The organism is SAR324 cluster bacterium, from assembly GCA_029245725.1.
Lineage (GTDB): Bacteria > SAR324 > SAR324 > SAR324 > NAC60-12 > JCVI-SCAAA005.
In genome coordinates, this window is record JAQWOT010000194.1 from 1 (window position 1) to 25,660 (window position 25,660).

Below are 25,660 nucleotides of genomic sequence, written 5' to 3' on the forward strand. Positions count from 1 at the left end.
TCTCTCCTTCCTATCCATACTTTTGCCATCCTTAGCTGCTGGCAATCGCTCGATCGTCATCCCTTCTCCCTCCTATCCGCTCATTGCCAATGATTTGATTCAAATCATGGAGACTTCCGATATACCAGCGGGAGCAGTCAATCTAATCAGCGGCAATCCGGCTGAAATGATTCAGACGCTTGCAGCTCACGAAGATCTGAATGGAATTTGGGTCTTTGGTACTGAAGAGGAGGTTTGTCAGGCTAAACGCCTAAGTACGAGCAATCTCAAACGGGTTTGGAGTAATGAGGGACAGGTCGTTGACTGGTATTCTCCAGCAGCCCAGGGGAGAGAGTGGCTACGACAAGCTTCTCAGAGCAAAAACATTTGGATTCCATTTGGTGAGTAGTATGGCTGGTAATCTTGGCTTCATAGGTGTATCCACACAGCACTCTCTCATCCAAAAACTTTTTCCACTGTGGGTTGATGTTTTGGGTTTAGGGGAGGCCAAACTAAGAGGATTTGATCATCCTCCTAGGGTAAGCTTTGCTGACATGAGATTGCAGGTGGAACAACTACGGGAGGATCCATCCTTGGCAGGGGCACTGGTCACCACACATAAAGTAGTGGTTTGGGAAGGTGCGAAAGATCTTTTTTCGGAATCAGATTCACATGCTCAGCGACTGCATGAAGTGAGCTGTATTTCCAGGAATTCTGGAGGAGAACTAGTAGCACATGCTAAAGATCCGCTGACGGCTCGCTGGGGAATCAATCAAATCTTTTCACCAGACCATTGGCAGCAGTTTCCCGAAGCAGAAGTCCTGATCCTTGGTGCTGGAGGTGCTGGTCTCGCACTTGCCTGGGTTTTACTTGATTCCAATGAGAAACCAGCCCAAATTCACTTAACTGAAGTCGAAGCCAGCAGAGGCTCCCAAGTTCGAGATCATCTGAAAGAATTTTCTCAGGAACTCTGGAGTCTTCATGAAATGAAAAGCTCTGAAGAAGCTGATCATATTCTAGCCAAACTTCCCCCACAGAGCCTTATAGTAAATGCCTCTGGCTTAGGCAAAGATCGCCCTGGATCTCCCCTTAGTGCCAAAGCGAATTTTCCCAGCGAGTGCCATATTTGGGAATTCAATTACCGTGGATCCTTGGAGTTCTTGCATCAGGCTCTGCGACAACAACGCAAGCAGAGATTGCATATCCACGACGGTTGGGAGTATTTTCTAGCGGGTTGGGCATATATCATTGCTGAAGTTTATCATTTTGAGTTGACCGAACCACTCTTTGCAAAGTTGCGTGAAGCAGCCATGCCTCTTCGACCAATTCACTAATTTTTCTGGAGTCACCTTATGGCGGCCTTACTACAGTTGAATGAACGGGACAACGTACGCATTGCCTTACAAAAAATGTCTGCTGGCTCCGAGGCGGAAGGGCTACGGATTTTGGATGAAATTCCTTCTGGGCATAAGGTTGCCATTCAACAGATTGAAAAAGACGCAGCTATTGTCAAATATGGCCAAGTGATTGGTTTTGCCAATGAACCGATTGGTCCCGGACAGCACGTACATAACCACAACGTTATGGTCCACACCTTCGAGCGTGAACACAATTTTGGTAGCCGAGCTCGGGGAACCAACTTTGTGGAAAACCAGGCCACTTTTGAAGGTTTTCACCGAGAAGATGGTCGAGTGGGTACAAGGAACTACGTTGGGATTCTAACTTCTGTTAATTGCTCGGCCACTGTTGCCAAAGCAATTGCTACAGCCTTTTCTGATGAGATGGTCCACTCTGAATTTCCTAATGTCGATGGAGTTGTCGCCTTTACCCACGGAACAGGTTGTGGGCAGAATATTGATGGCCAAGGTCTGGCGATGCTACGCAGGGTCATCTCTGGTTATGCAGTTCATCCAAATATTGGTGGTGCCTTGATCCTGGGGTTGGGATGTGAAGTCAATCAAGTTCCAGCACTTTTGGAAAATCAAGGTCTCTCGCACTCAAATCGCTTAAAGACTGGTACCATTCAAGAGAGTGGAGGAACTCGAAAAACGATTGAGCGTGGGATTGGGATGGTCAAGGAGCTATTGCAGGAAGCTAATCGATCTGAGCGGAAAACGGCTAAGGCTGAACACCTCAGTCTAAGCCTGCAGTGTGGCGGCTCCGATGGATATTCAGGGATTACAGCAAACCCCTCACTGGGAGCTGCTGCAGATTTGTTGGTACGCCATGGTGGTAGTGCTGTTTTGAGCGAGACCCCTGAAGTCTACGGCGCAGAACACTTACTGACAAGCCGTGCAGTTGGACCAGAAGTTGGAAAAAAACTTCTAGAGCGAATCCTTTGGTGGGAAGAATACACTGCTCGGAACGGTGGGGAGATGAACAACAATCCTTCACCTGGAAACAAAGCAGGAGGGCTGACAACCATTCTTGAGAAATCACTCGGGGCTGTGGCCAAGGGCGGCACTTCCGACATGGTCGCAGTCTATGAATATGCTGAACGCCAAAATACTCGTGGCTTTGCTTTCATGGATTCCCCTGGTTATGACCCTGTATCCGTGACTGGACAGGTCGCTTCTGGTTGTAATCTTGTCTGCTTCACTACAGGCCGAGGTTCAGTCTATGGTTGTAAACCAGCACCAAGTTTAAAACTAGCGACCAATACTCCGATGTTCCAAAGAATGGAAGAAGACATGGACATCAATTGTGGGTTGATCGTAGACGGACAATCCAGTGTTCAGGAGTTAGGTGAGAAGATCTTCAACAGGCTTTTGGAAGTGGCTTCGGGCAGTCCAACCAAGAGTGAATCTCTTGGATTTGGAGACAACGAGTTTTTACCCTGGCAAATTGGTGCGGTGATGTAGGATCAACCACACTCATTTTAATTATTCGACACGAAAACACAGATTTTCATGAAACGACTCCAAAACAAAAATATTCTCCTGACCGCTGCTGCCCAAGGTATTGGCCATGCGTCCTTATTGAGATTTCTTGAAGAAGGAGCCACGGTCTGGGCTACTGACATCAACCTGAAGACCCTCGAAGCCCTGAGCCACTCCGAGCAACAATTGAAATTACGCAAACTGGATGTCTGTGATCCTGGCGCAATCGCAAAACTGATTGAAGAAATTGGCAAAATTGATGTTCTTTTCAACTGTGCTGGTTTTGTACACAGTGGCACCATCCTAGAGTGTACCGAGGATGATTGGGACATGGCTTTTGAAATCAATGTTCGCTCCATGTATCGACTTGCCAAGACTACTATCCCAAGGATGGTTTCTAATGGTGGTGGGGTCATCATCAATATGGCTTCAGTAGCTTCCAGTGTCAAAGGTGTCCCAAACCGCTTTGTTTATGGAACCTCTAAGGCAGCTGTCATCGGACTTACCAAAGCCATCGCAGCAGATTTCGTGAGTCAGGGCATACGCTGTAACGCCATTTGTCCAGGCACTGTTGAAACTCCATCACTCAACGAAAGAATGGTGGCTCAAGGGGGTGATTTGGAACAAGTCAGGTCTGCTTTTGTTGCTCGCCAACCCATGGGGCGCATCGGCACACCCGAAGAGATAGCGAATTTGGCAGTTTACCTTGCCTCAGATGAATCCTCTTACACTACTGGTGCCGTCTTTGCGATTGACGGTGGCATGACCATTTGAAGGAGTTAACGTGAAACTAATCCGTTACGGTGAACCCAACCAAGAACGACCAGGGCTTTTTGATAATTTTGGCAAGCTCCGAGACTTATCTCAGGTTATTCCAGACTTAACTGGAGAATACCTACTGCCTGATTCGATACAGCGCCTTCGTGAGCTTGATGTTAATGGATTGCCCGAGGTCAATGGTAATCCGCGTATTGGCCCCTGTGTAAGTCAAATTGGCAAATTCATTTGCATTGGCCTGAACTACTCTGATCATGCAGCCGAATCAGGAATGCAAGTTCCACCAGAACCCGTGATTTTCTTCAAGGCCACCAGTGCGGTCTGCGGCCCGAACGACAACCTCATCATTCCACGTGGTTCTACCAAGACCGATTGGGAGGTGGAGTTGGGTTTCGTCATTGGGAAACAGGGTAAATACCTGACAGAAGAAGAAGCACTGGATCACGTTGCAGGGTATTGTGTGATTCATGACGTCTCCGAACGTGCATATCAGTTGGAGAGGTCTGGTCAATGGGTCAAGGGGAAGAGTTGCGATACTTTTGGGCCAATCGGTCCGTGGCTAGTAACGACAGATGAGATTTCTGACCCTCAAAATCTTAGACTTTGGCTAGAAGTGGATGGTCATCGTTATCAGGACGGTACAACAAGCACAATGGTCTATGGAGTGGCACACCTGGTTGCGTATCTCAGTCAATTTTTCACTTTACATCCTGGTGATGTGATTTCTACAGGGACACCACCAGGTGTTGGAATGGGCGTAAAGCCAAATCCAGTCTACTTACAACCTGGACAAGAAGTTCGGCTCGGAGTCGATGGGTTGGGCGAGCAACGACAAATCACAGTAGCGGATGAATAGTAACTATGGATGTCTTTGTTTCTACCTATCCTTTTGGAACAGATGATCCGCAACCTCGAAAGTTGCTCGATGATTCGAATTTCAACGTGAGTTACAATGAATTAAGCCGCAAGCTCACTGTAGATGAATTGATTGAACGTGCTGGTAAGACAAGAGTCCTTCTCGCTGGTACAGAAAATTTGATGCCTTTTTTGGAGCAAAACCCAAATCTTGAAATGATTTCTAGAGTGGGTATTGGTCTGGATGGCGTCCCACTGAATGAATGTAAGCGTAGGGGGATTCGTGTGAGCTTCACCCCTGACGCTGTAACAATGGCCGTTGTAGAACTGACGATTGGGCTAATGCTATCTGCGAGTCGGCATGTTGGGAATTTGGATCGCAGGCTCAGAGATGGTCAATGGAGTCGGCCAAGTGGTCGGAGGCTTGAGCATTCAGTGATTGGACTTTTTGGCTTTGGCAGGATTGGCAGTCGGGTAGCTCATATTTTAACATCCTTTCAGCCCAAAAAAGTTCTAGTACATGACAGTTTAGACAAATCAGAGGAAATCCAAGCTTTGCGTAATCATGGGTTACAGATTCGGCAGGTTGAATTTGAAGAGATGCTGACCAAGTCTAATCTTCTATCGATCCATGTACCGCTTTACAATAAAACTCGTCATCGGATTGGGCTAGAAGAACTGAAGCTGATGCCTTCGGGTTCGACTCTGGTTAATACTGCAAGGGGTGGAATCGTTGAGGAAGGAGCTTTAGCTACCGCCTTACAAAACGGCATTTTAGCAAGTGCTGCTATTGATGTTTTTGAGTTGGAGCCCTACAAAGGACCGCTGACGGAATTGGAGAATCTAATCATTACGCCTCATATTGGTTCTTGCTCATACGATTGTCGATTTCGGATGGAACTGGAATCAGCAGAAGAAGCACTTCGACACTTACGCGGGGAGCCTCTTCAACGAAAAGTCTCTGATCGAGAGTACGAATATCAATTATAAAGCCTCCTACTACTAAACTTCTTCCCCAACCCCAGTAGTCCTAACAGAGTTGCATAATAGACCAAATAGAACTGGGGTTCCCATTCTCCTTTGACCTCAAAACGCCACTCTTCCCATTGCAGCCAACGAAGTAGATTCAGCCAAGCTTCTAGGCTGAACTCGATCACACCAAAAATGAATCTTTCCCCAAGCATCTCTGGTGGTGACCAGAGCCAAAAGCTACTCCAGGCCAGTCCTACTAGGCAGACTGGCAGAATCCAAATTGCCATCATGGGAACAAGAATCAGGTTCAACCAGAAAACCTCCAGCGAAACCCTCCCAAAAGTATTCAACAAGATTGGTAATGTCCCCAATGAAGCAAAAGTCGTGATGACAAGGCTATCGACTAGCCACTTCGACCAGCCATGTACTTCAAAAATTCTTGAATGACTCACTCCAACCAAGAAAGCTACTACCACAAAGGAGAGTTGAAATGAAACTGTCAGCACCACACTCCAATCCACCACCAAAAACCATAAAGCTGTCACCCAAAGGGTAAAGAGAGTTGGCAAGCGGTTGCCCAATTCACGAAATAGCAACCACAGAGTAATCATGGATACCGCCCGTAGGGCTGGGATTGGAAATTCGAGTAGGAATACATAACTCCAAAGCAACATCAACGGGAACTATCGACTGATAGCTACAAAACTTTGATTTTCCCAAAAATTAGGCTTCATTGTGCCCATTAGTCTACTGATGCCAAAAGCCCAAAGTTGAGTAAGCCAATATGTAGTGCACTAATTGCCAGTACATTGGCCATTCCTGTTTTTCTGAAAAGTTCCAAGGAAAGATGCCTGACAGACCTTTCTGCTAAAGTCAGAGGGAGAAACATCGCCAGCGTTTCATCACTAAGGTAGTAAGCAGCGCTGGTTTCCCACCGAAGGCGCAATGAAGACAAAGTTCTTTGCCAACCAATTTTAGGGGGACTGGCATCGCCAAGTAGTGCTTCAGAAAAATGTAAATTCCAATGAATTCTATCCCAATTGAATTCTCGCAGAAATCCTCCCAATTGAACTTGTCGCCCTACATAACAGTATGGGGATCCGCCCCTCACATTTGGCAGGGAGACAGCTAATTCGAGGAAATCATACTCATGCTGACGATTGAGAATAGTTGCTTTGCGAAGCTTGACGCGTGAAGAGTTGGAGTCTGAAGTAAAGCTATGAGTGGTGCCACGAATCCAAAAAGGTTCGCTCAAATCAGGCTGTCCTAACTAATCGGGGAGGAAAAAAATCTTGCCCATGCTGATCCAGCACGGATGCAAGAGGAGTATTGCAGTGAGAAGACTAAGTCCCCAGCGTTTTTGGCGAAGATTGAGTGTGAGGGCGCAACCAAGACCTGCTCCCAGCTAGAACCACGGGGTTCCAAGCCAGGAGGTGACTTGGTTCATACTAGGTAGTGAAGACTCTGCTCGACAAGTTGTTCTGGATCAGACGCAAAACCGTCGTCATCATCCAATTCTGTTCTGGAGGGAACTCCCCTCGTTTTACGAGTCAATTGCTGTAGAATTTCCTCGCTCTTCTCAGCTTGGTGCTTTGTCCAGGAGCGAACACCACCACCAATTTTTGCTCCGTCCAACATCACGAATCCACCAGGAGGCACAGTAATATTGCCGGTAACTTCTGCTGTTGGATGCAAGACTAATTGTTCCTGGCAGTACAAGTCACCATCTACACGTCCATGTATGACAGCTTGGCGAACCCACGCATCCGCAAAGAGTTCTCCACTGGCTTCGATGAGGAGCAACCCGGAGCAATCCAGTCTTCCTTCAAAGTAACCACCAATTCGAACAGGGGTTGTGCAGTTCCAATGACCGCTTCCCTGGCTCCCCTTGGGCAGATAAACCGTCTCCGCCTGGGTTACTTTCGCTGACTTACGTTTCCAAAACATCAATCCTCCAGTTTGAACAGGTAATGTTCTTCGGACTCCTAGCGTCCAAATTGTGCCGAAGCACCTAGACTTGCCTCTATTTCGAGCAGGCGATTATATTTTGCGATTCGCTCACTACGTGACGTGGAGCCAGTCTTAATTTGTCCCCCTCCCATGGCTACTGCGAAATCTGCCATGAAAGTATCTTCGGTTTCACCGCTGCGATGAGAGATGATGTAGTTCCAGCCCGCTTTTTGACAGAGTTGTACAGTTTCAACAGTCTCGGTGACTGTGCCAATCTGGTTGAGCTTGATCAAAACCGCATTAGCAGCATTGCTCTCAATTCCCTGCTGAACAAATCGTGTGTTGGTCACGAAGAGGTCATCACCGACGATCTGTACCATCTCCCCAAGTTGTTCAGTCATCGCTGTGAAGCCTGACCAATCATTTTCGTCCAGAGGATCCTCAATCGAGATAACCGGGTACTTTTCGCACATTTCTCGATAGAATTGCAACATTTCTTCACTGGACCGCCTGCCAGTTCCAGACCAACGGAAGTCGTATTGTCCATTTTGCTTGTCACAGAATGAGCTTGCAGCAGCATCTAGCGCAAGAGAAATATCCTTACCTGGCAAGTAACCAGCCGCTTGAATCGCCTCAATGATCAGATCACAAGCTTCTTCGTTGCTACCTAGATTTGGAGCAAACCCTCCCTCGTCACCCACTCCAGTTGCATAGTTTTTCTTCAAAAGTATCTTTTTCAAGGCATGAAATACTTCGGCTCCAGCTCGCAGAGCTTCACGAAAAGTTGAACACCCGTTGGGCATTACCATGAATTCTTGCAAATCCACGCTGTTGTCAGCATGCTCGCCACCATTGAGGATATTCATCATGGGTACTGGTAGTCGAAATGACCCAACTCCTCCAAGATATTGGTAGAGTGGCATTTGGTGTGAGATGGCAGCGGCCTTCGCAACAGCAATCGAAACCCCAAGAATGGCATTGGCGCCTAGTTTTTTCTTTGTTGGTGTTCCATCCAACTCCAACATAACTCGATCAATCTCTGCTTGATTATCTGGTTGTAAGCCACATAATTCAGGAGCAATTCGAGTGTTCACATGGCTAACCGCCGTAAGAACCCCTTTTCCCCCATAGCGTTTCTTATCACCATCTCGCAGTTCCAGAGCTTCATTTTCACCAGTCGAGGCTCCGGAAGGAACAGAAGCGTCAGCTTGGGTCCCATCTTCCAGAAGAACAGTAGCTCTCAGGGTTGGGTTCCCTCGGGAATCCAAGATTTCCATTGCTGAGACAGATAGGATTCGATTACGAAGCACAGACAATTCTCCGATGATTAGAAAGTTTTAGGAGCGGAGCGTTTGGGTTCCCCAAATACCCAAACCACACAAGCTCAAGCTTACAAACAAATTCAGGCAAACATTCAGTAATGCTGTACGCCAAGCACCAGCTTGCATCAGGAGGACAGTCTCATAACTAAAGGTCGAGAACGTAGTAAAGGCACCCATGAAACCACTCAGAATGAGTAGTCTTGCCCCGGAGTGCTTTTCCAGTAGAACTACGAAAACCCCAAAAGCGGCAGAGCCCACAGCATTCACAAAAATTGTTCCGTAAGGAAATTGATCTCCCAACCAAATTTGCAACTGCCGACTGATCCACCACCTACTTAGACTCCCTAGACTACCGCCAAGTAACAACCAGAGCCAAGGAAAATTTTGTAACAAAGTCAACCATCAACCTTCAGCATTAGATTTGTGCTGCAAATCCAGCTTTCTTTGTTGAAATGATTTTAAAAAGCCCAATTTCATAATTCTTTTCAATGCTTTCAAACCAGGCTGTTGCAGCAATTCGACAGGGATTTGTGTTGTCACTTCTGGAATCCTATACTAGCTATTGATTTTGTCCAGTTAGTGAGTCGCTCTGAATCTTTACACTCAAAAGAAATCTTTCAAATCAAGATTTCTAATGAATCCTCTAAAATCCTTCAGGAGATGACTATGAAAATCATGCGTTCTTTACTCCTACTCGCCTTGGTCTTCTTCTTGGTCGTACCCTTAGCGCTGGCAGATAGAGTCCCTGTGGGCATGATCTATGACGTTGATGGAAAGGTTGAATACAGCAAAAATGGGAAGCGCTGGAAGCCCGTGCGTCGAAACAAGCTCATGTTCCCCGGTTCAATGGTTAGACTGAACAATGGAAGCAAGGCCAAATTCGCAAACCAAGCTACGCAAGAAACCACAAACCTAATGGCTAACTCTGAAATCAAAATTACAGATTCAGGTATGGAAATAGTCAGTGGTGAACTAGGATCCACAGAAGCAGCCAGTGGGTTATTAGCCGGATTGGACAAGCAATTTGCAACTACTCAAAAGTATACGACAGTTCGCCGCTCTGCAAACAAACCAGGACAGGAACTGATCGTGGACTTGGGCAACATATCTCTCTCTGCTGACTACCCCACTGTTGCGTGGGAGAGCAAAGGTGCTGAATATTCGTATCGCTTAAATGTTGGTGACAATTCATACGATGTTGCAGCGACTTCGGAGAAAGTTGTGCTTCGGGCTATTGAGCCATTTTCAGAGAGATCAATGAAATACAGCGTGGATGTCCTCAAAGATGGCAAGGTTCTAAGTGAAAGTAAAACGAGGAGACTTTCCTGGCTGAGCGGCAAGAAGTTGAAAAAATTCCAAGAGGATGTGACAACTGTTAAGAAATACGATTCTGATGGATTTATGATGGCAGGTGTCCTGAAGGAGCACGGACTTCTCGTCCCAGCCATGCAAACCTACGAATTTTTCTTCAGCCAGAATAGTGATGATGATGACATCAACGATCTAAGGCCCTTTATGATCGAGGTTTATGCTCGTTTGAAACTCCAGGCTTTGCAGGAAGAAGTAACCAAGACGTACCAGGCAAACCTCTAGGCAACAACTACTCACCAACTCCGGGCATCTTCTCTAGATGCCCTCCTCTCCCACGAAAACGCAGAACAATGCAATGAAAAAGGCACTTCTCCGACCAGATTTTTGGATCACAATCCTTCTTTTCTTGGCCATGATTCCTGCCGAGCAATATGAGATATTTTCAGGATCAGAAAATCAACTGCAGGGTTATCGTCATATCCTAAGGCATACCGCAAATCCTGAAGCTTATGCCTTTCCTGAAAAAGATATGGTGATTGTCGATACCGACGAAGAGTTCTTCACCGAATATGGAAGCTGGCCTCTACAACGGAAACACATCGCTGAAATTGTCACCAATCTACAGGAATTGGGAGCCAAGGTCGTTGCACTTGATATGCTGATGGATTTTCCAAATGGCTACGGGGAAGACCCCATATTGGCAGAAGCACTTGGAGAGAAACCAAACACGATGGTAGTTGGTCAATTGAACCTTGTAGATGAAGAAATCCGTGGAGTAACAGCAGCAACTCCTGTTTTGCAGGAAGCCACCGTCGCTGGTTATACCAATCACACTTTGATAGGTAATCGACTCTCCCGACTTCGTTTCTACGATCAAGCTGTCAATGAATTCAAGATCTGGCCGTGGGCAGTTCAAGCACTTGCCATGTATTGGAATGTTGAACCACGACTGGAAAACAACATTCTCTACATTGGAGATAGGGAAATCCCACTGGACCACAATGGTGATCTTTGGCTCGATTACCCACTTCACAAACCAGGTGTTACTTTTCTCCATGAATACGCCGGTATCACCGCAGCAATGGTTCTAAATCTTTATGAGGGTGAGATTTACGGTCTGGAAGATCTGGATGAAGATGAGATCTATGAGTTGGAATATTGGGTTAAAGATAAACTCGTGCTTGTTGGAGACACAACTGAAGTTTCTCACGATATTTTTTCAACCCCAGTTGGAGAAATTTATGGGATTGAAATCCTAGCCGATACGATCTGGACGATGATGAATGGTGCTCCTATTCGCCCAGCAAGTAATGAAATAGAGGCAGTTATTCTCATCTGCATGATGTTGTTGTTCTTGTTCATTGCAAGACTTGAAAAGCTTCACAACCCACTCTTTCTTGCGGCAATCATTGGATACCTGGGAATCTCCATTTATGCTTATGTCTATCATGGCTATGTACTCTCAATGAGTTACATCATCCCTGCAATGATTCTCAGCATGATTGCGACAAACTTCTTCTTGTTCATGGCAGAGAGACAGCAAAAAGCCTTCATCAAGAACGCTTTCTCTCAGTACCTATCTCCCAGCGTAATTGATGTAATCGTCAAGGATCCTTCAAAACTTAGTTTGGGTGGTGACCGTCGTGAAATGACAGCTTACTTCTCAGATGTTCAGAAGTTCTCGACAATTTCAGAGAGTCTGACACCTGAAGAACTTGTTGCGCTACTGAATGAATATCTTACCGAGATGTGTAATCTCATCTCTGGTAGGGCTGGCACGATAGACAAGTTTGAAGGGGATGCAATCATTGCTTTTTGGGGGGCTCCCTTGGATCAACCGGATCATGCTAAACTCGCCTGTTTTGCAACAATCGACATGCAAAAGCGCCTGATTGAAATGCGCAAGGACTGGCGAGAAAAAGGTAGCCCCCAACTCTTTGCACGGATGGGGATCAACAGTGGTCCAATCGTGGTCGGCAATATGGGATCACAGCAAAGGATGGACTACACTATCATGGGTGATACGGTTAACCTGGCAGCACGCCTGGAGGGAGCAAACAAGTTCTATAAAACCTTCACGATGATCTCGGGCAATACCTATTACGGTACAGATAACTTTGAAGGAGTCGAAAATTATGTAGATGCAAGAGAACTAGACATTGTTCGGGTGGTGGGTAAGAAAGAACCTGTTCCAGTTTTTGAGGTCCTGGACTTTAAGAATGAGCTCAGTGGCTCTATGACCGATGTTCTTGAGCATTATCAAAAGGGTCTTTCATGTTATAAAGATCATGATTATCCAATCGCTATCGAGCACTTCCGCAAAGCCCTGACCTTCCTCGAAAATGATGGGCCATGCCTGACATACATCGAGCGTTGTGAACGCTTCATCAGTGAGCCTCCCCCTGGTGATTGGGATGGTGTTTACACACATACCGAAAAAGGCTGAATTGTTTACAGGAATTATTCAGGGCAAAGGAGAGATTCTATTCTCAAAGCAGTTCAGTGGTGGGCTAAAGCTGCGCGTTTTGATGAACGAATTGGGGACTGGCTTAGAACTGGGGGCGAGTGTAGCAGTGTCTGGTGTGTGTCTTACAGTTGTGAATTTCCAAGGTGCATGGGCAGAATTCGATGTAATTCAGGAAACCTTAGACCGATCAAATCTGGAGATACTGCAAGTTGGTTCTCACACAAATATTGAGCGATCTCTCAAAATGGGGGATGAACTAGGCGGGCATCAGGTCAATGGCCACGTCGACTGTAGGGGCCAGATTCTTCAGATTGAACAAAGCCCTGGGAATCGAAAGATCTGGATTGAACTTGCCCCACATTGGAACCGCTATTTAGTTTCCAAAGGTTGGATCGCAGTTGATGGCGTAAGCCTAACAGTGGTTGATGTAGAGTCAGATCGATTTTCAGTTTGTTTGATCCCAGAAACCCTCTCCAGAACGACACTTGGTAACACAACCCAAACTACCCACCTCAATTTAGAGTTCGATCATCAAACCAAAGTCATCGTTGAATCGATCGAACGCATTCTGCCGAAATTTCTAGAAAAAGTTACTTAATCTTCTAAACGTCACAAATCTTTTTTCCCTATCACATCAAATTATTATCTCTTCTTAATCAAATTCTAATAATTATTCTCTAGGCTTGTTCGCATTGCTTGTAAAGCATAATGCCAGTTTGCCGAAAAATAGATCTTACTCCGTATTGGGAAAGGTCTGAAACCTTATAAGCCTAGGAGAATAATGTTCCGCAAGACCATCGCAGCTTTAGCCACTGGGTTAGCAGCCTTGATGATGACAGACCTGGCCCACGCTAGAGATCAGATCCAAATCGTCGGTTCCTCAACCGTTTATCCTTTCGCAACCGTGGTCGCAGAGAAACACGGCCAACGTGGTTCCATGAAAACTCCATTGATTGAATCTACAGGTACTGGTGGCGGAATGAAGCTTTTCTGTGCTGGCTTAGGCCCAAGCCACCCAGATTTCACCAATGCTTCTCGTGCAATCAAAGGCAGTGAAAAAGAATTGTGTGCGAAGAACGGTGTGAGTGAGATTATTGAAATCATTGTGGGTAATGATGGAATCGCCTTCGCTAACAGTTCTAAATCTCAGAAAGTTGACTTTACGCAAGCGCAACTTTGGAAAGCAATGGCTGAGCACGGTCCAAAGCCCAAAAACTGGAATGAGATTGATGTATCATTGCCAAATCAACCGATTAAGATTTTGGCACCCCCTCCTACATCCGGAACCCGTGATGCTTGGAACAGCCTCATCATGGGTAAAGGATGTAGTGCCGCTGGAATGAAGAAAGAACTAGGGGAAAATTGTAATGCCTTCCGTGAAGATGGCGCTGTAGAAGAAGCAGGGGAGAACGATACGTTAATTGTCAATCGATTAGATGCTGACCCAGAAGCTTTTGGAATTTTTGGATTCAGTTTCCTCGATCAAAACAGAGACAAGATTCAAGGCTCAACAATCAATGGTGTAGAAATTTCTCTAGACAGTATCCAGAGCTACGATTACCCGGTTGCACGACCACTTTTCTTCTATGCTAAGAAAGCTCATATCGGTGTAATTCCTGGAATGCAAGAATTCATGGAGGAATTTGTGAGTGACACTGCAATTGGTGACTACGGATACTTACTAGACCGTGGGCTTGTTCCTTTAGAAACAAGCACACAGGAAAAAGTTCGTAATGATATCCGCAATTTGACTCCAATCAGCATGTAATTGATTCATCTACCGGCAATCCAGGGATTGCCGGTATCAAAACTACTATGTTCCCCTACCTCCTCGCAGCAATTCTGCTGATCAGTCTCTCAGGTTTTTACCTAGGCCGAAAACAAGCTACAAATCTCCGCTCACAAACAAAACTTCATTCCCTTCCGCAATATCACGGATACTTCATCGCACTTTGGTGTGGCATTCCAACAATTTTGCTCATTCTGCTTTGGACCGCACTAGAACCAATCCTATTAGGTAACTTAGTCAGAAATCACTTGGAATCACAATCTGGGGGCTTGACTCCAACAGATTATGTGATCATGACGGAAGAAGTTCGAAATCTTGCGGCAGGGGTCGCTTTGGGAACCCAAGACCCTCTTATTCTAGAAACTGCCGAGTTGATGCGTTCGCTCCAGCAATCAAGCCAATGGAGCATGGTCGTCGTCACACTTTTGTTCGCAATGCTGATTATGGCCTTCACTCGAACCAAAGTAGCGCCCGGATTTAAGGCCCGTCATGGTGTAGAATTACTGTTCAATAGTTTTCTCTTCATTAGTTCAACCATCGCCATCTTGACAACAATTGGAATCGTCCTTTCGCTAATTTTTGAGACTTTCCGTTTTTTTGAGATGGTGCCAATTACTGAATTCTTGTTCGGGCTCAAATGGTATCCTCAAATAGCTATTCGAGCAGACCAAGTCGCTGGAGAAGGTGCCTGGGGTGCAATCCCTGTTTTTAGTGGCACCCTACTAATCTCCTTCGTCGCCATGTTGGTTGCAGGTCCCATCGGTTTGATGTCCGCAATTTATTTCTCAGAATACGCTTCTCCAAAAATGTGCGGAGTGACCAAACCAATTTTGGAAATTTTAGCAGGAATCCCGACCGTTGTTTATGGATTTTTTGCAGCCCTCACTCTGGCTCCTCTGGTGAGGGACGGCGGCATTGCCATTGGGCTAGACGTAGAAGCACGTAGCGCCCTTGCGGCAGGCTTGGTGATGGGTGTGATGATCATTCCATTCATCTCCTCACTTTCTGACGATGTTATCAACGCTGTCCCACAAACTTTGAGAGATGGCTCTTATGCGATGGGGGCTACTAAGTCAGAAACAATCCGACAAGTGATCATTCCTGCTGCTTTGCCAGGAATCGTTAGTGCTTTTATGCTAGCGATCTCAAGAGCAATTGGTGAGACAATGATTGTTGCCATGGCTGCAGGATTGAATGCTAATCTCACATTGAATCCCTTGGAGAATGTAACGACTGTCACGGTTCAGATAGTGGTCGCCTTGATTGGTGACCAGGAATTTGATGACCCAAAAACGCTCTCGGCTTTTGCACTTGGGTTGGTGCTGTTTATTGTGACACTGATTTTAAATGTTGTTGCCTTGGCGATTGTGAAGAAGTATCGAGAGAAATATGACTGATCGAAATATGGCCAAGACTGCTCGTCTCAAACAACGCTATGCAGCCGAGGCCAGATTTAAGCTTTATGGGAAATTAGCGATTGCAGCAGCATTGTCTGCAGTTTTTTTTCTACTCTACACAATCTTCACAGCTGGGTATTCAGCATTTTGGAGAACACAAATTCAGTCAGAGGTTAAGCTTGATGCTAACTTCCTGAAAGTCACCCCCCAAAGTTCTAATGAAGAACTAGCTCGCGCAAATTATCTAGGACTCTTCAGAAAGAATGTTGTTGAGAATAATCCAGACATCAAAAGTCGCTCAGAGCGCAGAGATCTTATACAGATGTTCAGTGAGAGTGCAGAAACAGACTTAAGGGACTTAGTTCTCTCGGATCCCTCTCTTCTTGGTACAACACAAAAGTTATGGTTTCTTGCTTCTTCCCCAGTGGACACAATTGTCAAAGGAGCAGCACCCCGGAATATTGAGGAAGAGAGACGTGTCGTTAGTAATCTTCAACTAAGGCTATTGGATCAATGGACAGCAGAAAGCCGAGTTGGGTCAACCTTCAATATCAACTTTTTCACTCGAGGTGATTCCAGAAATCCAGAATTGGCAGGTTTGGCGGGAGCACTAGCGGGTTCTTTCTGGGCGTTGCTTGTCTGCTTTGTGATCAGCTTTCCAATGGGAATCGCTGCTGCCATTTATTTGGAAGAATTCGCTCCAAAAAACCGCATCACTGAAATTATTGAAGTCAATATCAATAACCTAGCAGCAGTACCTTCGATCATCTTTGGCCTCCTTGGCCTGGCAGTGATCCTTAATTTTTTTGGGGTCCCAAGAAGTACTCCACTTGCTGGTGGAATTGTTCTCTCCTTGATGACCTTGCCCACAATCATCATTGCCTGCCGTGCCACCCTAAAAGCAGTCCCGCCATCTATCCGTCAAGGGGCTCTTGCCATGGGAGCATCCCCGATGCAGGTAGTTCTTCATCATGTCCTACCACTTGCGCTACCGGGTACTTTGACAGGTACGATCATTGGGTTAGCTCAGGCTTTAGGTGAAACCGCCCCGCTACTGATGATTGGAATGTTTGCCTTTGTGGTCGATATTCCAACTAGCCCGCTGGAAAGTGCCGCAGCACTTCCTGTTCAGGTATATCTTTGGGCGGAAAGTTCTGAGAGAGGCTTCGTTGAGCTGACTGCAGCTGCAATTATGGTGATTTTAGTTTTTCTGGTATTGATGAATTTGCTTGCTGTAATTTTTCGCAAAAAATTTGAGCGTCGCTGGTAAACCCAAATAAATTTACGAACTTCGGTTATGAGCCAGAAACAAAACAACGGATCTCTTGTCACGAAGATAAATTCAGCTGATGTCAGAGTCTTCTATGATCAGACAGAGGCTTTACATGGTGTGAATCTGGAAATCTATGAGAATAGTGTAACCGCTCTCATTGGTCCCTCTGGTTGTGGAAAATCCACTTTTCTGCGATGTATCAACAGGATGAATGATGTTATTGAAGGTTGCCGGATCACTGGAACAATCACTTTGGATAACGAAGACATCTATGACAAAGGTCTCGATGTAGTGCAGCTCCGTGAGAAAGTTGGCATGGTATTCCAGAAGCCCAATCCCTTCCCGAAATCCATTTATGATAACATCGCTTACGGACCTCAAATTCATGGTCTAGCCCAGAATCGCCAGGAGATGGACGAGATTGTCGAGAACAGTCTAAAAAAAGCTGGTCTCTTCGAGGAAGTGAAAGATCGTTTGAACTCACCCGGACCAGGACTCTCTGGTGGGCAACAACAGCGATTGTGTATTGCCAGAGCGATTGCAGTAAACCCAGAAGTAATCTTAATGGATGAGCCCTGCTCTGCCCTTGATCCTATTGCCACCGCAAAAATTGAGGAACTGATCCACGAACTACGTCAGAACTATACAATCGTGATTGTTACCCACTCCATGCAACAAGCGGCTCGGGTTTCTCAAAGAACAGCCTTTTTCCATATGGGGGATCTGGTAGAAGTGGGCGACACCGACGATATTTTTGTCCGCCCCGAAAATAAGCAGACTCAAGATTACATTACTGGACGTTTTGGATAAGGGATTTATATGGCAGCTACTATTAATTTCACAACGGTCACTCTGCATTTGCACCGTCAGATTGCCCTGCTCAAACAACAAGCCAACCTGCTTGGGACTCTTGTAGAGGAACAATTTGAGAATGCACTCCGAGCACTTGCTGAAAATGATCTGGAGTTAGCTGAAAAAGTGGTCAAGCTTGACAAAGAAGTAGACCAACGCGAAATCACTCTGGAGGAGGAGTGTCTCAAGATCATCGCGCTTTACCAGCCTGTTGCTGTCGATATGCGCTTCTTGATTTCGACCATCAAGATTACGAATGATCTTGAGAGAATCGGTGACCTTGCTAGAGATATCGCTCAATTGGTCATTAGCAATAATGGCGAAAACAGAGAAAGGATTATTGACTTCGCAGCTTTGACAGCGAAAGTTAAATGGATGGTTCGCAAAGGACTGGAGGCCATGATTGCCTTGGACCCACAGACAGCCCGTGAAGTCTGCAACAGTGACGACGAGGTCGATGAGCAGTTTCGGCTTATTAAAGAGAAGGTAATCTCCGAATTGGAGAAAGGAAATGCAAACGTTCGTGCTCTGATCACAGAGTTAACTATCTCTGACTATATGGAGTCGATAGCAGATCACGCCAAGAAGATCTGTGAGGATGTGGTTTATACAGTTGATGCGGAGGTCATTCGGCACTCCTCATTAGTAGACACACCTAAGAACTTGTCATCCTGATTCAGCTTCCTCTGATTGCCTTTTAAGAGCTTCGTTGTCATCTGTTTTGGGAAGATTCAATGGTCGCTGCCTTGATTTGGGTGGGGCTGGTCTTCCCGAAACTGGAATCTCGTAGCGTTCATGCAGTAAGGTCTCCCTCACACCAATTTCCATCACATCCAGATCCAATCTCACTGTGGGCACTCTCGGCTCGAAAAGCAGCGTGACAGGTAAAGAAACTTCTACGGAATTACCTGCCTCAAGCCAGTGCAATTGTTCTGGCCAGTCTGGATCTGCCATTCCTCTCCAGATATTTATCCGGACCTGAACCAACCGAGGGAAAGCTGTTGAGTTTGAGAGCTTATAGATGATCTCTCCATCAGTTCTTCCACTTCGAGGTTCGATAGCTTCCTCAGATTCAAACTGGAAACGTGTTAATAATAGTTTCTGCGGGCTTTCCTCACGAAAGCGCATGTATAACCTCTCTAAGCTTCCCACCCAAACATCTTGTCTGGTACCACTCAAGCTTTGCCAAGCATCCAGCATTCTTTGAATGTCACTCTCATCACCGATCTGGGCGAGAACTTGAGCAAATCGCCAATTATCTGGGCTCTCTGAGGTCATCATTCCTTGACGTAAAACAGGCAATGACGCCTCAGGCCAAGTCAAAAAAGCCAACCTTGCTTGCCAACGTTCCTCAGCCGTACCCATTTCTAGTGCTGGAAGCCATTTGGTCCAAAGTTGATGCTTCCAGTGGCTCACAATCTGAGCTTGGGAGAGCATTGGCCAAAAAAGTACGGTCAGCAAAAGAATTCGCAATTGCATGCGATCCTGATTTCAAAGTTGTGTTTGATCAGTAGAGTTTAGATAGGATTAGTCTAGTGGGTCTTGGGTAGCACTACAAGCGGGGAGGATAGGGGAAGGCTTCTCTCCCCCAACGGGATTCTTTAAGAAGATTCAGCGAGTGCAAACCCGTTCTCTCCAGGTTGGGCAAGTCGTAGATCCGGACGACCTTTAATCGATCCAGACAATGTCTTTAAGTGAGGTCTTCTGTCTGCTTGCATCGGCTCTTCAACCAAATCTGCAACTTGACGTAGTGTGTAATTATATTGTTTGCTTACTTCAATAAGACGACCACCTTCTACAAATTCCGGAGAACTTTGATATTTTTCCAGATCATTGATGACAACCACGTGTCTCAAGGCCTCTGGTTTTAAGTAGAGAAGGGTCCGCTTCTCATTCAATTCAGGTTCATCAACCTCATCTGCTGAGAGTTGTGCCTCAAACTTGAGCCAGTGCATCATTCCCCCCAGCAAGTTGCTCATTCGGGACATGGTTCTCCTTCCGAGTCTGTCATTCACGGTTTATTTGGATTGGGAACTAGAAAAGCGCTCGCCATCTGCTTGTCAGCTTTTTGTAATTCCCTCTGTAAGGCCACTGCCTTCTTACGATCATCAAAGGCAGGTACTTGAACCCGAAAATATTTTGTAATTTGCTCTGTTGATTTTTTGATAAACGAGACTTCTCCTATGAACATATTGTTCATTTTTTTCACTAATTCCTCTGGTTTTTGTCCCTTGGGGATTTGACCCAATACCAACTGAAATTTGCTTCCAACGCTTTCTAAGTATGCTTTTGAATTGATCTGATCACCCTTATTCAACTGCTGAACCAGTCGTTTCCCATTTTCTAGGGTAAAAGCCTGTCTGGAGACTAATTCAATGATAGTTCTTCTCGAAGTATATGGAACAATTCGAACCGGAAGTTGTGGATTCAAACGCTTCATTATTTTTTGAAAGTCGAGCACACAATTCTCGGTGATACAACTGGCAAGTTGGACTAAATAGGTTGGTTCATTCTGATTATGAGAGCCTGGGTTGGTAGCTCTATTATTTGAGATTGCAACCTTAATTTTTGGCTCTGTTAGCGCAGGATCTGAGTTGCCAATTTGTTTGGAAATTTTGTTACCAGCTGCAGTCTCAATTTTATTGAGCTTTTCATTTCTGATAGCGGGTGGAGGTGCGACAGTAACTGGAGGTGGTGCTGGTTTCTCATCCGCAGCCAAATTTTCCATTCGCGCTTCTACCAAGACCGGCTCCTCAACAATCGGTCCTGACTTTCCGTTCTGCTCTGCAGAGGGGTCTGCCAAAGCTTGACGAATTGAAGACTCATGTAGATCCGGCAACGGAACAAGTGGCACCAGCTTTTCTTCACGACTCCCAGTTCGGTTCGGTTCACCTGTGCCCCCCAGAGCAGGTGCCTCATCCTCCTGGTCTAGCAGCGGAACGACAACTGTCGGTGGCAAGTTTGATAATACTTGCAACGAAGTTATCTCCGGGCCAGTCGTCCAGAATTGGCTACCGCCAAAACCCATCACCACCCCCAACATATTGGAAGCAACTGCGGTTGCGACAAGTTGCTTTTTGTAAAGTAAAAGATTTCCCTTAAATTGCCCCAAATCGATCGATCGATTTGAAATCCCCTGCTCTCCAGTGTCGACAACCTTTTGTGGAGGATTGGATGTTTCAAAATCTGCATTTATTTGATCTCCAGAAATTTCGTCCACATCCGACAAATCTTCATAAAAGGCATCTACCTCGTTGGCCACTTCTGAAGAGGGGGATTCCGTATCTTCTAATTTTGGTCGAGCGCCCTCCTGTGGATTCTCCACACCTTTGAGCAAGGACGGAATTGGAGAGTTTTCTTGCGCCATACCTAAAACTTAAAAATATTATTTTTATTTAAAATTTAAGATGAAGTACCTTCAGATTTCTATTAAATTCAGTATTTTAAGTCATCTAAGATCCGATGTTAAAAGTGCATATTCATTATGCTGCAGAATACGTGCCGCAGAAAAATTTAAGGAAAATTGGAATATTGCTATTCTCAAATAATTTACTTTCTATCCCGCTGCAGGCATGCTATAAAATCATTTCAAAGTTAAGAAAAATTTTCTCAAAGTGTCTCTTTATTTGGGGCACCCCATCGGACAACCATTGAGGAGAGACATTGGAAACGACTACCTACTCATCTCGCGCAGAAGTTTTGCGGGAAGAACTCAACCAGCTCTTTGGCTCACAAGAGCGAAATATTGATCAGGCCACTCGAAGTTTGAAAGTCTTGGCTCACCCAGCTCGCCTGAAGATCCTGTGTGCACTGCGCACAGGTGAGCAAACAGTTCAGGATCTGGAATACTACACCGGCTTGAAACAAACCACATTATCACAACACCTCTCACTTCTTCGTTCCAGAGATATTGTAACATCAAGGCGTGAAGCTAACTTCTCCTTCTATAGAATTGCCAATGATCGCATCTTGGAACTATTCGAGTTGATCAAAGACATCTATTGCCAAACCTGAAAAGAATCAAACACGCCTCTACCTATTGCTTGAGATCAATCCATAAACTTTTCACAATTTTTGTAACTTGATCGTAGAAATGATCTTTCCAACGATTGTCTCTTTCCCACCTCTGTTAACTGTGCTCTCCTGAAACTAATGATTGGGTGAATCGCCCCATGAATGATCGAGTTTGGTAAATGCAACTTACTAGTATCTCTAAAAACAAGTGTTTTAAAAAATTAAAGTTTCTCCCCAGATGGACTCATCAATAAAATCATTAAAAATTAAGTGCAGACAGGTCTACTGGGGATGAAATATCTTATCGGTTTGATCAAGAAAAGGCTGATCCATCCTGTTCTGCATAGCATGGCCTCAGTCAGTCAAGTCAGTTGGGGGGTGGGAATCGGAATGTTCCTGGGTTTCACACCCACGGTCGGAGTGCAAATGTACCTGGCTGCTTTGGTTTGGGGTTTCTGCCGTTATCTTTTAAATTTCAGGTTTAATCTACCTGTCAGTGTTGCAATGGTTTGGGTCAGTAATCCATTGACAATGGTACCAATGTACTATGGCTTTCTCACAACTGGCTGCTGGGTACAGGGCAAAGAGCTATTAACCTATGCGACTTTTGAGAATCATCTGACCGAAATCCTCGGCATGGAGAGTGTATGGGGTTCGATCGTTTCAGGAGCAGAGTACTTACTGATTGAATTGGGGGAACCAATGATGCTAGGGAGTTTGTTCTATGCTTTCCCAATTGCAATTGGCAGCTATTTTTTGACCTACTACGGGTTGCTGCGACACCGACAACACAAAGCCCACCAAGCACAAATGAGCTATGAAGAGTGGTGTGCCGCACATGAGATTGCACCATAATGTCAGAATCTTCCTCACAACTAGGTTTTGAATTAGCAAGACTTGTGGAGTCGGGTAACGATGAGAAAGCGCGTGCGTTGGTCCAAGCAAAAGAACTGAGTGAGACCGACGAACGTAAATGGCTCTATCACCTAGGTAACTTACTTCACTCAGCCGGGCGCCCTCTACAAGCTTCTGCAATTTGGCGTGAAGTCGGTACTCCTCCACAAATTCCTCCAAATGAATTATCTCTAGTTACCCTCCTTCGTCGGTGGTGGCCTCCTATACTAGCTACGATTGGGGTTCTCACAATTTTCTACACGCTTTTATTCACTACCTTCCCCAGACCATTTGACCTGTTTCAATTTATGCAGGCGATGAGTAAACAGCAACAGAATCGAAGTGCCTGGGACTCATTCTGGGATACGGGTCGACCGTCTCGGCGTAGCTCAGATCTTTATGTGCAAGGAGATCAATTAGTCCCAATGCTTCAAGACACCATCGCCAAATTGCTTGGAGAAGACACAGAGGAAAAGTCTGCTAAGGATGAGTTGGCCAAGTGGCTTCAAGACTATGAGAATGAACTCTACGGAGAAGGATTGAGTGGTCTGAATTACCACATCGTAGTTGCCAAAGGCTTGTTTAACTCCCGAGCGTTCGAAGACGCAATTGCTATTCTGGAGCAAGGATTAGAGACAGAAGAATCTGCGGCTAGACGTGGTCAGATTTATCAGGAACTAGGGACTACCTACTATTATCAAGGGTATGAGCTTCAGCCCGATGGTTTGGCACGCTACGACCTTCCACTTGTAAGTAAGTCAGTGGAAGCATATGAACAAGCAGCTCCCTACAGCAGCAATCCCTACTTATTTGGTAATCTCGGCTGGGGCTATTATTTGTTAGCTGAATATGAAAAAGCTGTAGAATACGGAGAACAGGCACTGCAATTGGCGCCAAGTCTCAATTACGTTCGAATGAACCTTGGGATCACCTATCTACGCTTGGGAGAACTGCAGGATTCTCTCGATTCTTACGCAAGCATTCAGGATTACAGACCGGATCGTACAGAGTATGAAGGTGGGATTCGAGATCTGCAGGAACTCATCAGAGAATTTCCTGGGCAGTATCCGTTCGGACAATTTCTACTGGGCTATCTCTTTCAGATGCAGGGAAATTATCCCCCTGCCCAAGAGGCCTATGAACGCTACCTACAGGAAAGCTCCATTCCTTATTGGCAAGCACAGGCTCGGCATCGGTTGAATGAAATGTCAAATGAGTAGATTCAAGTTCGGTATTCAATCGAAACGGCATTGATTGCTATTTGCCCCTCTCCCATCTCGACAACTGACGCTATCTTGTAGCGTTTCCCCTCAAAATAGAAAATCCGCTCTGGGTGTAGGGCATTGATTTCAAAATGCAGATCAATGCTGCGTGTATATCCTAACAATCCGTAGGCCCGAACTGTTACAGCCTTTGCATTTTCTTCATTTGGAGAAGAAATTTGCAGGTCAGTTGGGGTTGGGGGAGTGGCGGCAGAAACTGAAGTTACTGCTTCTGGATGAAAAGGAGAGCGGTAGTTATCTGAAGAAGAAACCGAAATTTCTGGATTATCTGAACCTGGACACATCTGATACCTTGGGGAATAGTTTCAACATCTCTACTTCTCAATGATTTACTCACGCTTTGATGGGTAACAGCAACTTGCTCCCATGACAAGCCCTACCAAGTTCTAAACCTTTAAATCATGCAGAGATTGCACGTTTTCTGGCAAGGGATCAATAGCGAAGGACAGCCTTGTGAGGGAATTCTGATTGAGGCTGGTGGCCTTGAGCAAATACACCAACAACTACATCATCAGGGATTTTTCCAGCTGCAAATCAATCCAGTGGAGCCAGCCCGACTGCAGAAGCCGCTTAGTGTAGCTTGGCTGGCTGAGATGACAGGTCAATGGAAGCAACTAGCAGACTCTGGACTTCCCCTTAAAGATTGCTTACGATTTCTAATTCGATCTCAAAATGATCCAACCAACAAATTTCGGCTGCATAATGCACTTAGGCATCTCGAATCCGTAAATTTACTACAAGACTCTTTTCAGATCGGACAAGGCTTTCCAGATTTTTTCACTCGAATGCTAGCAGTTGCTGAAAGTTCGAATCAACTGCCAACAATTGTGAGGGCTCTTCAACAACTGTATGTCTTGCAGGAGCAAGAAAGACAGGAGCGCTGGCAATTGCTTCGGTACCCATTGACCATAGCTGGATTTGCTTTGGCTGTTTTTCTGGCATCAACCATCTTGTTGGTTCACTTGTTCCGTAGACTTTATCTTGCCCAAGGAGATGAACTTTTCTGGCTCTCTGCTTCTCTTCTTCAACTCAGTGACAGCTTGTGGTTCCAACCTCTTCCCTGGCTTGCGAGCCTGCTCACCGTTGCTCTTATGACTATTTCAGTTCATCGCAAAATTTCGATCAGTCAAATTCTGAACTGACTCCCATGGCTGGGAAGGCTTCAGCAAACCGTACAAATTCAGCTATATTCACAAGCTTTGGCACTGATGACGAAGGTCGAACTACCGTTATTGGAAGCACTTGAGTTGGCTTCACCTCTTCTTCCCAAAAGCCTGCTGACAAGACAGCTCAGAATCCGGCAGTCACTTCTGCAAGGCAGAAAGCTTTATTAAGCTTATCAAGAAGCAAGTTTCTTAGCCCCCGAACAACTACGTTTACTGGATCTGGGGGAATCTAGTGAACAAATCGCTTATGCTTTTCAGAGAATCACCAATCACCAACTTCAGCAGATCCAACGAGATCGTCAGCGTTTGCAGGATTTTCTGCAGCCTTTCTTCATGGTGCTCGTTGCGCTGATGGTCCGAGCTCTCCTACTGGCCTTTTACATGCCTCTCTTCCGGATAAGAATGACTGTATTAGAGAGGCCATGCTTGCTTTTTTGGAGTACTTTTCCTAACGTCTTTCTATATAGTTGTTTTAATCTT

General features: G+C 45.6%; 28 protein-coding genes. 18 read left to right on the forward strand and 10 right to left on the reverse strand.

What is annotated here, in order from left to right:
• The 6 genes from P8O70_10235 to P8O70_10260 form a co-directional block, all read left to right on the forward strand.
• The coding region (locus P8O70_10235) for an aldehyde dehydrogenase family protein (protein ID MDG2197249.1) at positions 1 to 388 on the forward strand (388 nt) is incomplete at its 5' end.
• Position 389: 1 nt separating this feature from the next.
• Entirely contained in the window at positions 390 to 1,313 is a 924-nt protein-coding gene (locus P8O70_10240) for a shikimate dehydrogenase (protein ID MDG2197250.1), read from the forward strand.
• A gap of 18 nt (positions 1,314 to 1,331) precedes the next feature.
• A complete protein-coding gene (locus P8O70_10245; GenBank protein MDG2197251.1) occupies positions 1,332 to 2,840 on the forward strand; it encodes an altronate dehydratase family protein in 1,509 nt (502 codons plus the stop codon).
• A gap of 48 nt (positions 2,841 to 2,888) precedes the next feature.
• Entirely contained in the window at positions 2,889 to 3,632 is a 744-nt protein-coding gene (locus P8O70_10250) for an SDR family oxidoreductase (GenBank protein MDG2197252.1), read from the forward strand.
• A gap of 10 nt (positions 3,633 to 3,642) precedes the next feature.
• Positions 3,643 to 4,491, forward strand: coding sequence for a fumarylacetoacetate hydrolase family protein (locus P8O70_10255; GenBank protein MDG2197253.1), 849 nt, complete (start codon positions 3,643 to 3,645; stop codon positions 4,489 to 4,491).
• 5 nt (positions 4,492 to 4,496) lie between these two features.
• Positions 4,497 to 5,480, forward strand: coding sequence for a phosphoglycerate dehydrogenase (locus tag P8O70_10260; protein ID MDG2197254.1), 984 nt, complete (start codon positions 4,497 to 4,499; stop codon positions 5,478 to 5,480).
• On the opposite strand, the gene P8O70_10265 is transcribed toward P8O70_10260, so the two are convergent.
• The 6 genes from P8O70_10265 to P8O70_10290 form a co-directional block, all read right to left on the reverse strand.
• A complete protein-coding gene (locus tag P8O70_10265; GenBank protein ID MDG2197255.1) occupies positions 5,471 to 6,136 on the reverse strand; it encodes a ComEC/Rec2 family competence protein in 666 nt (221 codons plus the stop codon). The two genes, P8O70_10260 and P8O70_10265, sit on opposite strands and share 10 nt — an antisense overlap.
• Before the next feature lie 68 nt (positions 6,137 to 6,204).
• Complete coding sequence (locus P8O70_10270) at positions 6,205 to 6,717, reverse strand: hypothetical protein (protein MDG2197256.1); 513 nt, start codon at positions 6,715 to 6,717, stop codon at positions 6,205 to 6,207.
• A 188-nt stretch (positions 6,718 to 6,905) separates the two neighbouring features.
• Positions 6,906 to 7,409 (reverse strand): polymer-forming cytoskeletal protein, encoded by a 504-nt coding sequence (locus P8O70_10275; GenBank protein MDG2197257.1) that lies wholly within the window; start codon positions 7,407 to 7,409, stop codon positions 6,906 to 6,908.
• A 38-nt stretch (positions 7,410 to 7,447) separates the two neighbouring features.
• Positions 7,448 to 8,722, reverse strand: coding sequence for a phosphopyruvate hydratase (gene eno / locus P8O70_10280; protein MDG2197258.1), 1,275 nt, complete (start codon positions 8,720 to 8,722; stop codon positions 7,448 to 7,450).
• A 27-nt stretch (positions 8,723 to 8,749) separates the two neighbouring features.
• Positions 8,750 to 9,133, reverse strand: a complete 384-nt coding sequence (gene crcB / locus P8O70_10285; GenBank protein ID MDG2197259.1) for a fluoride efflux transporter CrcB — start codon at positions 9,131 to 9,133, stop codon at positions 8,750 to 8,752.
• 3 nt (positions 9,134 to 9,136) lie between these two features.
• On the reverse strand, positions 9,137 to 9,274 hold the full coding sequence (locus tag P8O70_10290) for a hypothetical protein (GenBank protein MDG2197260.1): 138 nt from the start codon (positions 9,272 to 9,274) through the stop codon (positions 9,137 to 9,139).
• A 126-nt stretch (positions 9,275 to 9,400) separates the two neighbouring features.
• Here P8O70_10290 and P8O70_10295 point away from each other — a divergent pair, with 126 nt between their 5' ends.
• From P8O70_10295 to phoU, 8 genes are all read left to right on the forward strand, one after another.
• Positions 9,401 to 10,327 (forward strand): hypothetical protein, encoded by a 927-nt coding sequence (locus P8O70_10295; protein MDG2197261.1) that lies wholly within the window; start codon positions 9,401 to 9,403, stop codon positions 10,325 to 10,327.
• A 73-nt stretch (positions 10,328 to 10,400) separates the two neighbouring features.
• Positions 10,401 to 12,491 carry an adenylate/guanylate cyclase domain-containing protein gene (locus P8O70_10300; protein MDG2197262.1) on the forward strand — a complete coding sequence of 697 codons (2,091 nt, stop codon included), beginning with the start codon at positions 10,401 to 10,403 and terminating at the stop codon, positions 12,489 to 12,491.
• Positions 12,460 to 13,110 carry a riboflavin synthase subunit alpha gene (locus P8O70_10305; GenBank protein ID MDG2197263.1) on the forward strand — a complete coding sequence of 217 codons (651 nt, stop codon included), beginning with the start codon at positions 12,460 to 12,462 and terminating at the stop codon, positions 13,108 to 13,110. Before P8O70_10300 ends, P8O70_10305 begins: the two co-directional genes overlap by 32 nt.
• Positions 13,111 to 13,293: 183 nt before the next feature.
• Positions 13,294 to 14,280: a substrate-binding domain-containing protein gene (locus P8O70_10310; GenBank protein ID MDG2197264.1), complete on the forward strand. Its 987-nt coding sequence runs from the start codon at positions 13,294 to 13,296 to the stop codon at positions 14,278 to 14,280.
• A 47-nt stretch (positions 14,281 to 14,327) separates the two neighbouring features.
• Positions 14,328 to 15,698: a phosphate ABC transporter permease subunit PstC gene (gene pstC / locus P8O70_10315; protein MDG2197265.1), complete on the forward strand. Its 1,371-nt coding sequence runs from the start codon at positions 14,328 to 14,330 to the stop codon at positions 15,696 to 15,698.
• A complete protein-coding gene (pstA, locus tag P8O70_10320; protein ID MDG2197266.1) occupies positions 15,691 to 16,968 on the forward strand; it encodes a phosphate ABC transporter permease PstA in 1,278 nt (425 codons plus the stop codon). The genes pstC and pstA overlap by 8 nt, the downstream gene beginning before the upstream one ends.
• A gap of 27 nt (positions 16,969 to 16,995) precedes the next feature.
• A complete protein-coding gene (pstB, locus tag P8O70_10325; protein ID MDG2197267.1) occupies positions 16,996 to 17,781 on the forward strand; it encodes a phosphate ABC transporter ATP-binding protein PstB in 786 nt (261 codons plus the stop codon).
• Positions 17,782 to 17,790: 9 nt separating this feature from the next.
• Positions 17,791 to 18,498, forward strand: a complete 708-nt coding sequence (phoU, locus tag P8O70_10330) for a phosphate signaling complex protein PhoU (protein ID MDG2197268.1) — start codon at positions 17,791 to 17,793, stop codon at positions 18,496 to 18,498.
• On the opposite strand, the gene P8O70_10335 is transcribed toward phoU, so the two are convergent.
• The 3 genes from P8O70_10335 to P8O70_10345 all read right to left on the reverse strand — a co-directional run bounded on the left by P8O70_10335 (position 18,490) and on the right by P8O70_10345 (position 21,190).
• Positions 18,490 to 19,302: a hypothetical protein gene (locus P8O70_10335; GenBank protein ID MDG2197269.1), complete on the reverse strand. Its 813-nt coding sequence runs from the start codon at positions 19,300 to 19,302 to the stop codon at positions 18,490 to 18,492. The two genes, phoU and P8O70_10335, sit on opposite strands and share 9 nt — an antisense overlap.
• A gap of 122 nt (positions 19,303 to 19,424) precedes the next feature.
• Positions 19,425 to 19,811, reverse strand: coding sequence for a hypothetical protein (locus P8O70_10340; protein ID MDG2197270.1), 387 nt, complete (start codon positions 19,809 to 19,811; stop codon positions 19,425 to 19,427).
• Positions 19,812 to 19,834: 23 nt separating this feature from the next.
• Complete coding sequence (locus P8O70_10345; GenBank protein ID MDG2197271.1) at positions 19,835 to 21,190, reverse strand: hypothetical protein; 1,356 nt, start codon at positions 21,188 to 21,190, stop codon at positions 19,835 to 19,837.
• A gap of 296 nt (positions 21,191 to 21,486) precedes the next feature.
• On the opposite strand from P8O70_10345, the gene P8O70_10350 reads away from it, so the two are divergent.
• The 3 genes from P8O70_10350 to P8O70_10360 all read left to right on the forward strand — a co-directional run bounded on the left by P8O70_10350 (position 21,487) and on the right by P8O70_10360 (position 23,951).
• The gene (locus tag P8O70_10350; protein ID MDG2197272.1) at positions 21,487 to 21,837 is read left to right on the forward strand and encodes a metalloregulator ArsR/SmtB family transcription factor; all 351 of its coding nucleotides are present in this window, start codon (positions 21,487 to 21,489) and stop codon (positions 21,835 to 21,837) included.
• Positions 21,838 to 22,128: 291 nt separating this feature from the next.
• Positions 22,129 to 22,692, forward strand: a complete 564-nt coding sequence (locus P8O70_10355) for a DUF2062 domain-containing protein (GenBank protein ID MDG2197273.1) — start codon at positions 22,129 to 22,131, stop codon at positions 22,690 to 22,692.
• Positions 22,692 to 23,951 (forward strand): tetratricopeptide repeat protein, encoded by a 1,260-nt coding sequence (locus P8O70_10360; GenBank protein ID MDG2197274.1) that lies wholly within the window; start codon positions 22,692 to 22,694, stop codon positions 23,949 to 23,951. Before P8O70_10355 ends, P8O70_10360 begins: the two co-directional genes overlap by 1 nt.
• 2 nt (positions 23,952 to 23,953) lie before the next feature.
• Here P8O70_10360 and P8O70_10365 read toward each other — a convergent pair whose 3' ends face one another.
• Positions 23,954 to 24,298, reverse strand: a complete 345-nt coding sequence (locus P8O70_10365) for a hypothetical protein (protein MDG2197275.1) — start codon at positions 24,296 to 24,298, stop codon at positions 23,954 to 23,956.
• 117 nt (positions 24,299 to 24,415) lie between these two features.
• On the opposite strand from P8O70_10365, the gene P8O70_10370 reads away from it, so the two are divergent.
• On the forward strand, positions 24,416 to 25,156 hold the full coding sequence (locus P8O70_10370) for a type II secretion system F family protein (GenBank protein ID MDG2197276.1): 741 nt from the start codon (positions 24,416 to 24,418) through the stop codon (positions 25,154 to 25,156).
• Positions 25,157 to 25,660 lie beyond the last annotated feature (504 nt).

Coding starts and splice junctions, on each gene's coding strand:
- P8O70_10275 (MDG2197257.1), bottom strand. CDS start 7,409: ATGTTTTGGAAACGTAAGTCAGCGAAAGTAACCCAGGCGGAGACGGTT.
- P8O70_10265 (MDG2197255.1), bottom strand. CDS start 6,136: ATGTTGCTTTGGAGTTATGTATTCCTACTCGAATTTCCAATCCCAGCC.
- P8O70_10310 (MDG2197264.1), top strand. CDS start 13,294: ATGTTCCGCAAGACCATCGCAGCTTTAGCCACTGGGTTAGCAGCCTTG.
- P8O70_10355 (MDG2197273.1), top strand. CDS start 22,129: ATGAAATATCTTATCGGTTTGATCAAGAAAAGGCTGATCCATCCTGTT.
- phoU (MDG2197268.1), top strand. CDS start 17,791: ATGGCAGCTACTATTAATTTCACAACGGTCACTCTGCATTTGCACCGT.
- pstB (MDG2197267.1), top strand. CDS start 16,996: ATGAGCCAGAAACAAAACAACGGATCTCTTGTCACGAAGATAAATTCA.
- P8O70_10335 (MDG2197269.1), bottom strand. CDS start 19,302: ATGCAATTGCGAATTCTTTTGCTGACCGTACTTTTTTGGCCAATGCTC.
- P8O70_10360 (MDG2197274.1), top strand. CDS start 22,692: ATGTCAGAATCTTCCTCACAACTAGGTTTTGAATTAGCAAGACTTGTG.
- P8O70_10305 (MDG2197263.1), top strand. CDS start 12,460: ATGGTGTTTACACACATACCGAAAAAGGCTGAATTGTTTACAGGAATT.
- P8O70_10245 (MDG2197251.1), top strand. CDS start 1,332: ATGGCGGCCTTACTACAGTTGAATGAACGGGACAACGTACGCATTGCC.
- P8O70_10260 (MDG2197254.1), top strand. CDS start 4,497: ATGGATGTCTTTGTTTCTACCTATCCTTTTGGAACAGATGATCCGCAA.
- P8O70_10340 (MDG2197270.1), bottom strand. CDS start 19,811: ATGTCCCGAATGAGCAACTTGCTGGGGGGAATGATGCACTGGCTCAAG.
- pstA (MDG2197266.1), top strand. CDS start 15,691: ATGACTGATCGAAATATGGCCAAGACTGCTCGTCTCAAACAACGCTAT.
- P8O70_10370 (MDG2197276.1), top strand. CDS start 24,416: ATGCAGAGATTGCACGTTTTCTGGCAAGGGATCAATAGCGAAGGACAG.
- P8O70_10345 (MDG2197271.1), bottom strand. CDS start 21,190: ATGGCGCAAGAAAACTCTCCAATTCCGTCCTTGCTCAAAGGTGTGGAG.
- P8O70_10300 (MDG2197262.1), top strand. CDS start 10,401: ATGAAAAAGGCACTTCTCCGACCAGATTTTTGGATCACAATCCTTCTT.
- P8O70_10250 (MDG2197252.1), top strand. CDS start 2,889: ATGAAACGACTCCAAAACAAAAATATTCTCCTGACCGCTGCTGCCCAA.
- pstC (MDG2197265.1), top strand. CDS start 14,328: ATGTTCCCCTACCTCCTCGCAGCAATTCTGCTGATCAGTCTCTCAGGT.
- P8O70_10240 (MDG2197250.1), top strand. CDS start 390: ATGGCTGGTAATCTTGGCTTCATAGGTGTATCCACACAGCACTCTCTC.
- P8O70_10365 (MDG2197275.1), bottom strand. CDS start 24,298: ATGTGTCCAGGTTCAGATAATCCAGAAATTTCGGTTTCTTCTTCAGAT.
- P8O70_10295 (MDG2197261.1), top strand. CDS start 9,401: ATGAAAATCATGCGTTCTTTACTCCTACTCGCCTTGGTCTTCTTCTTG.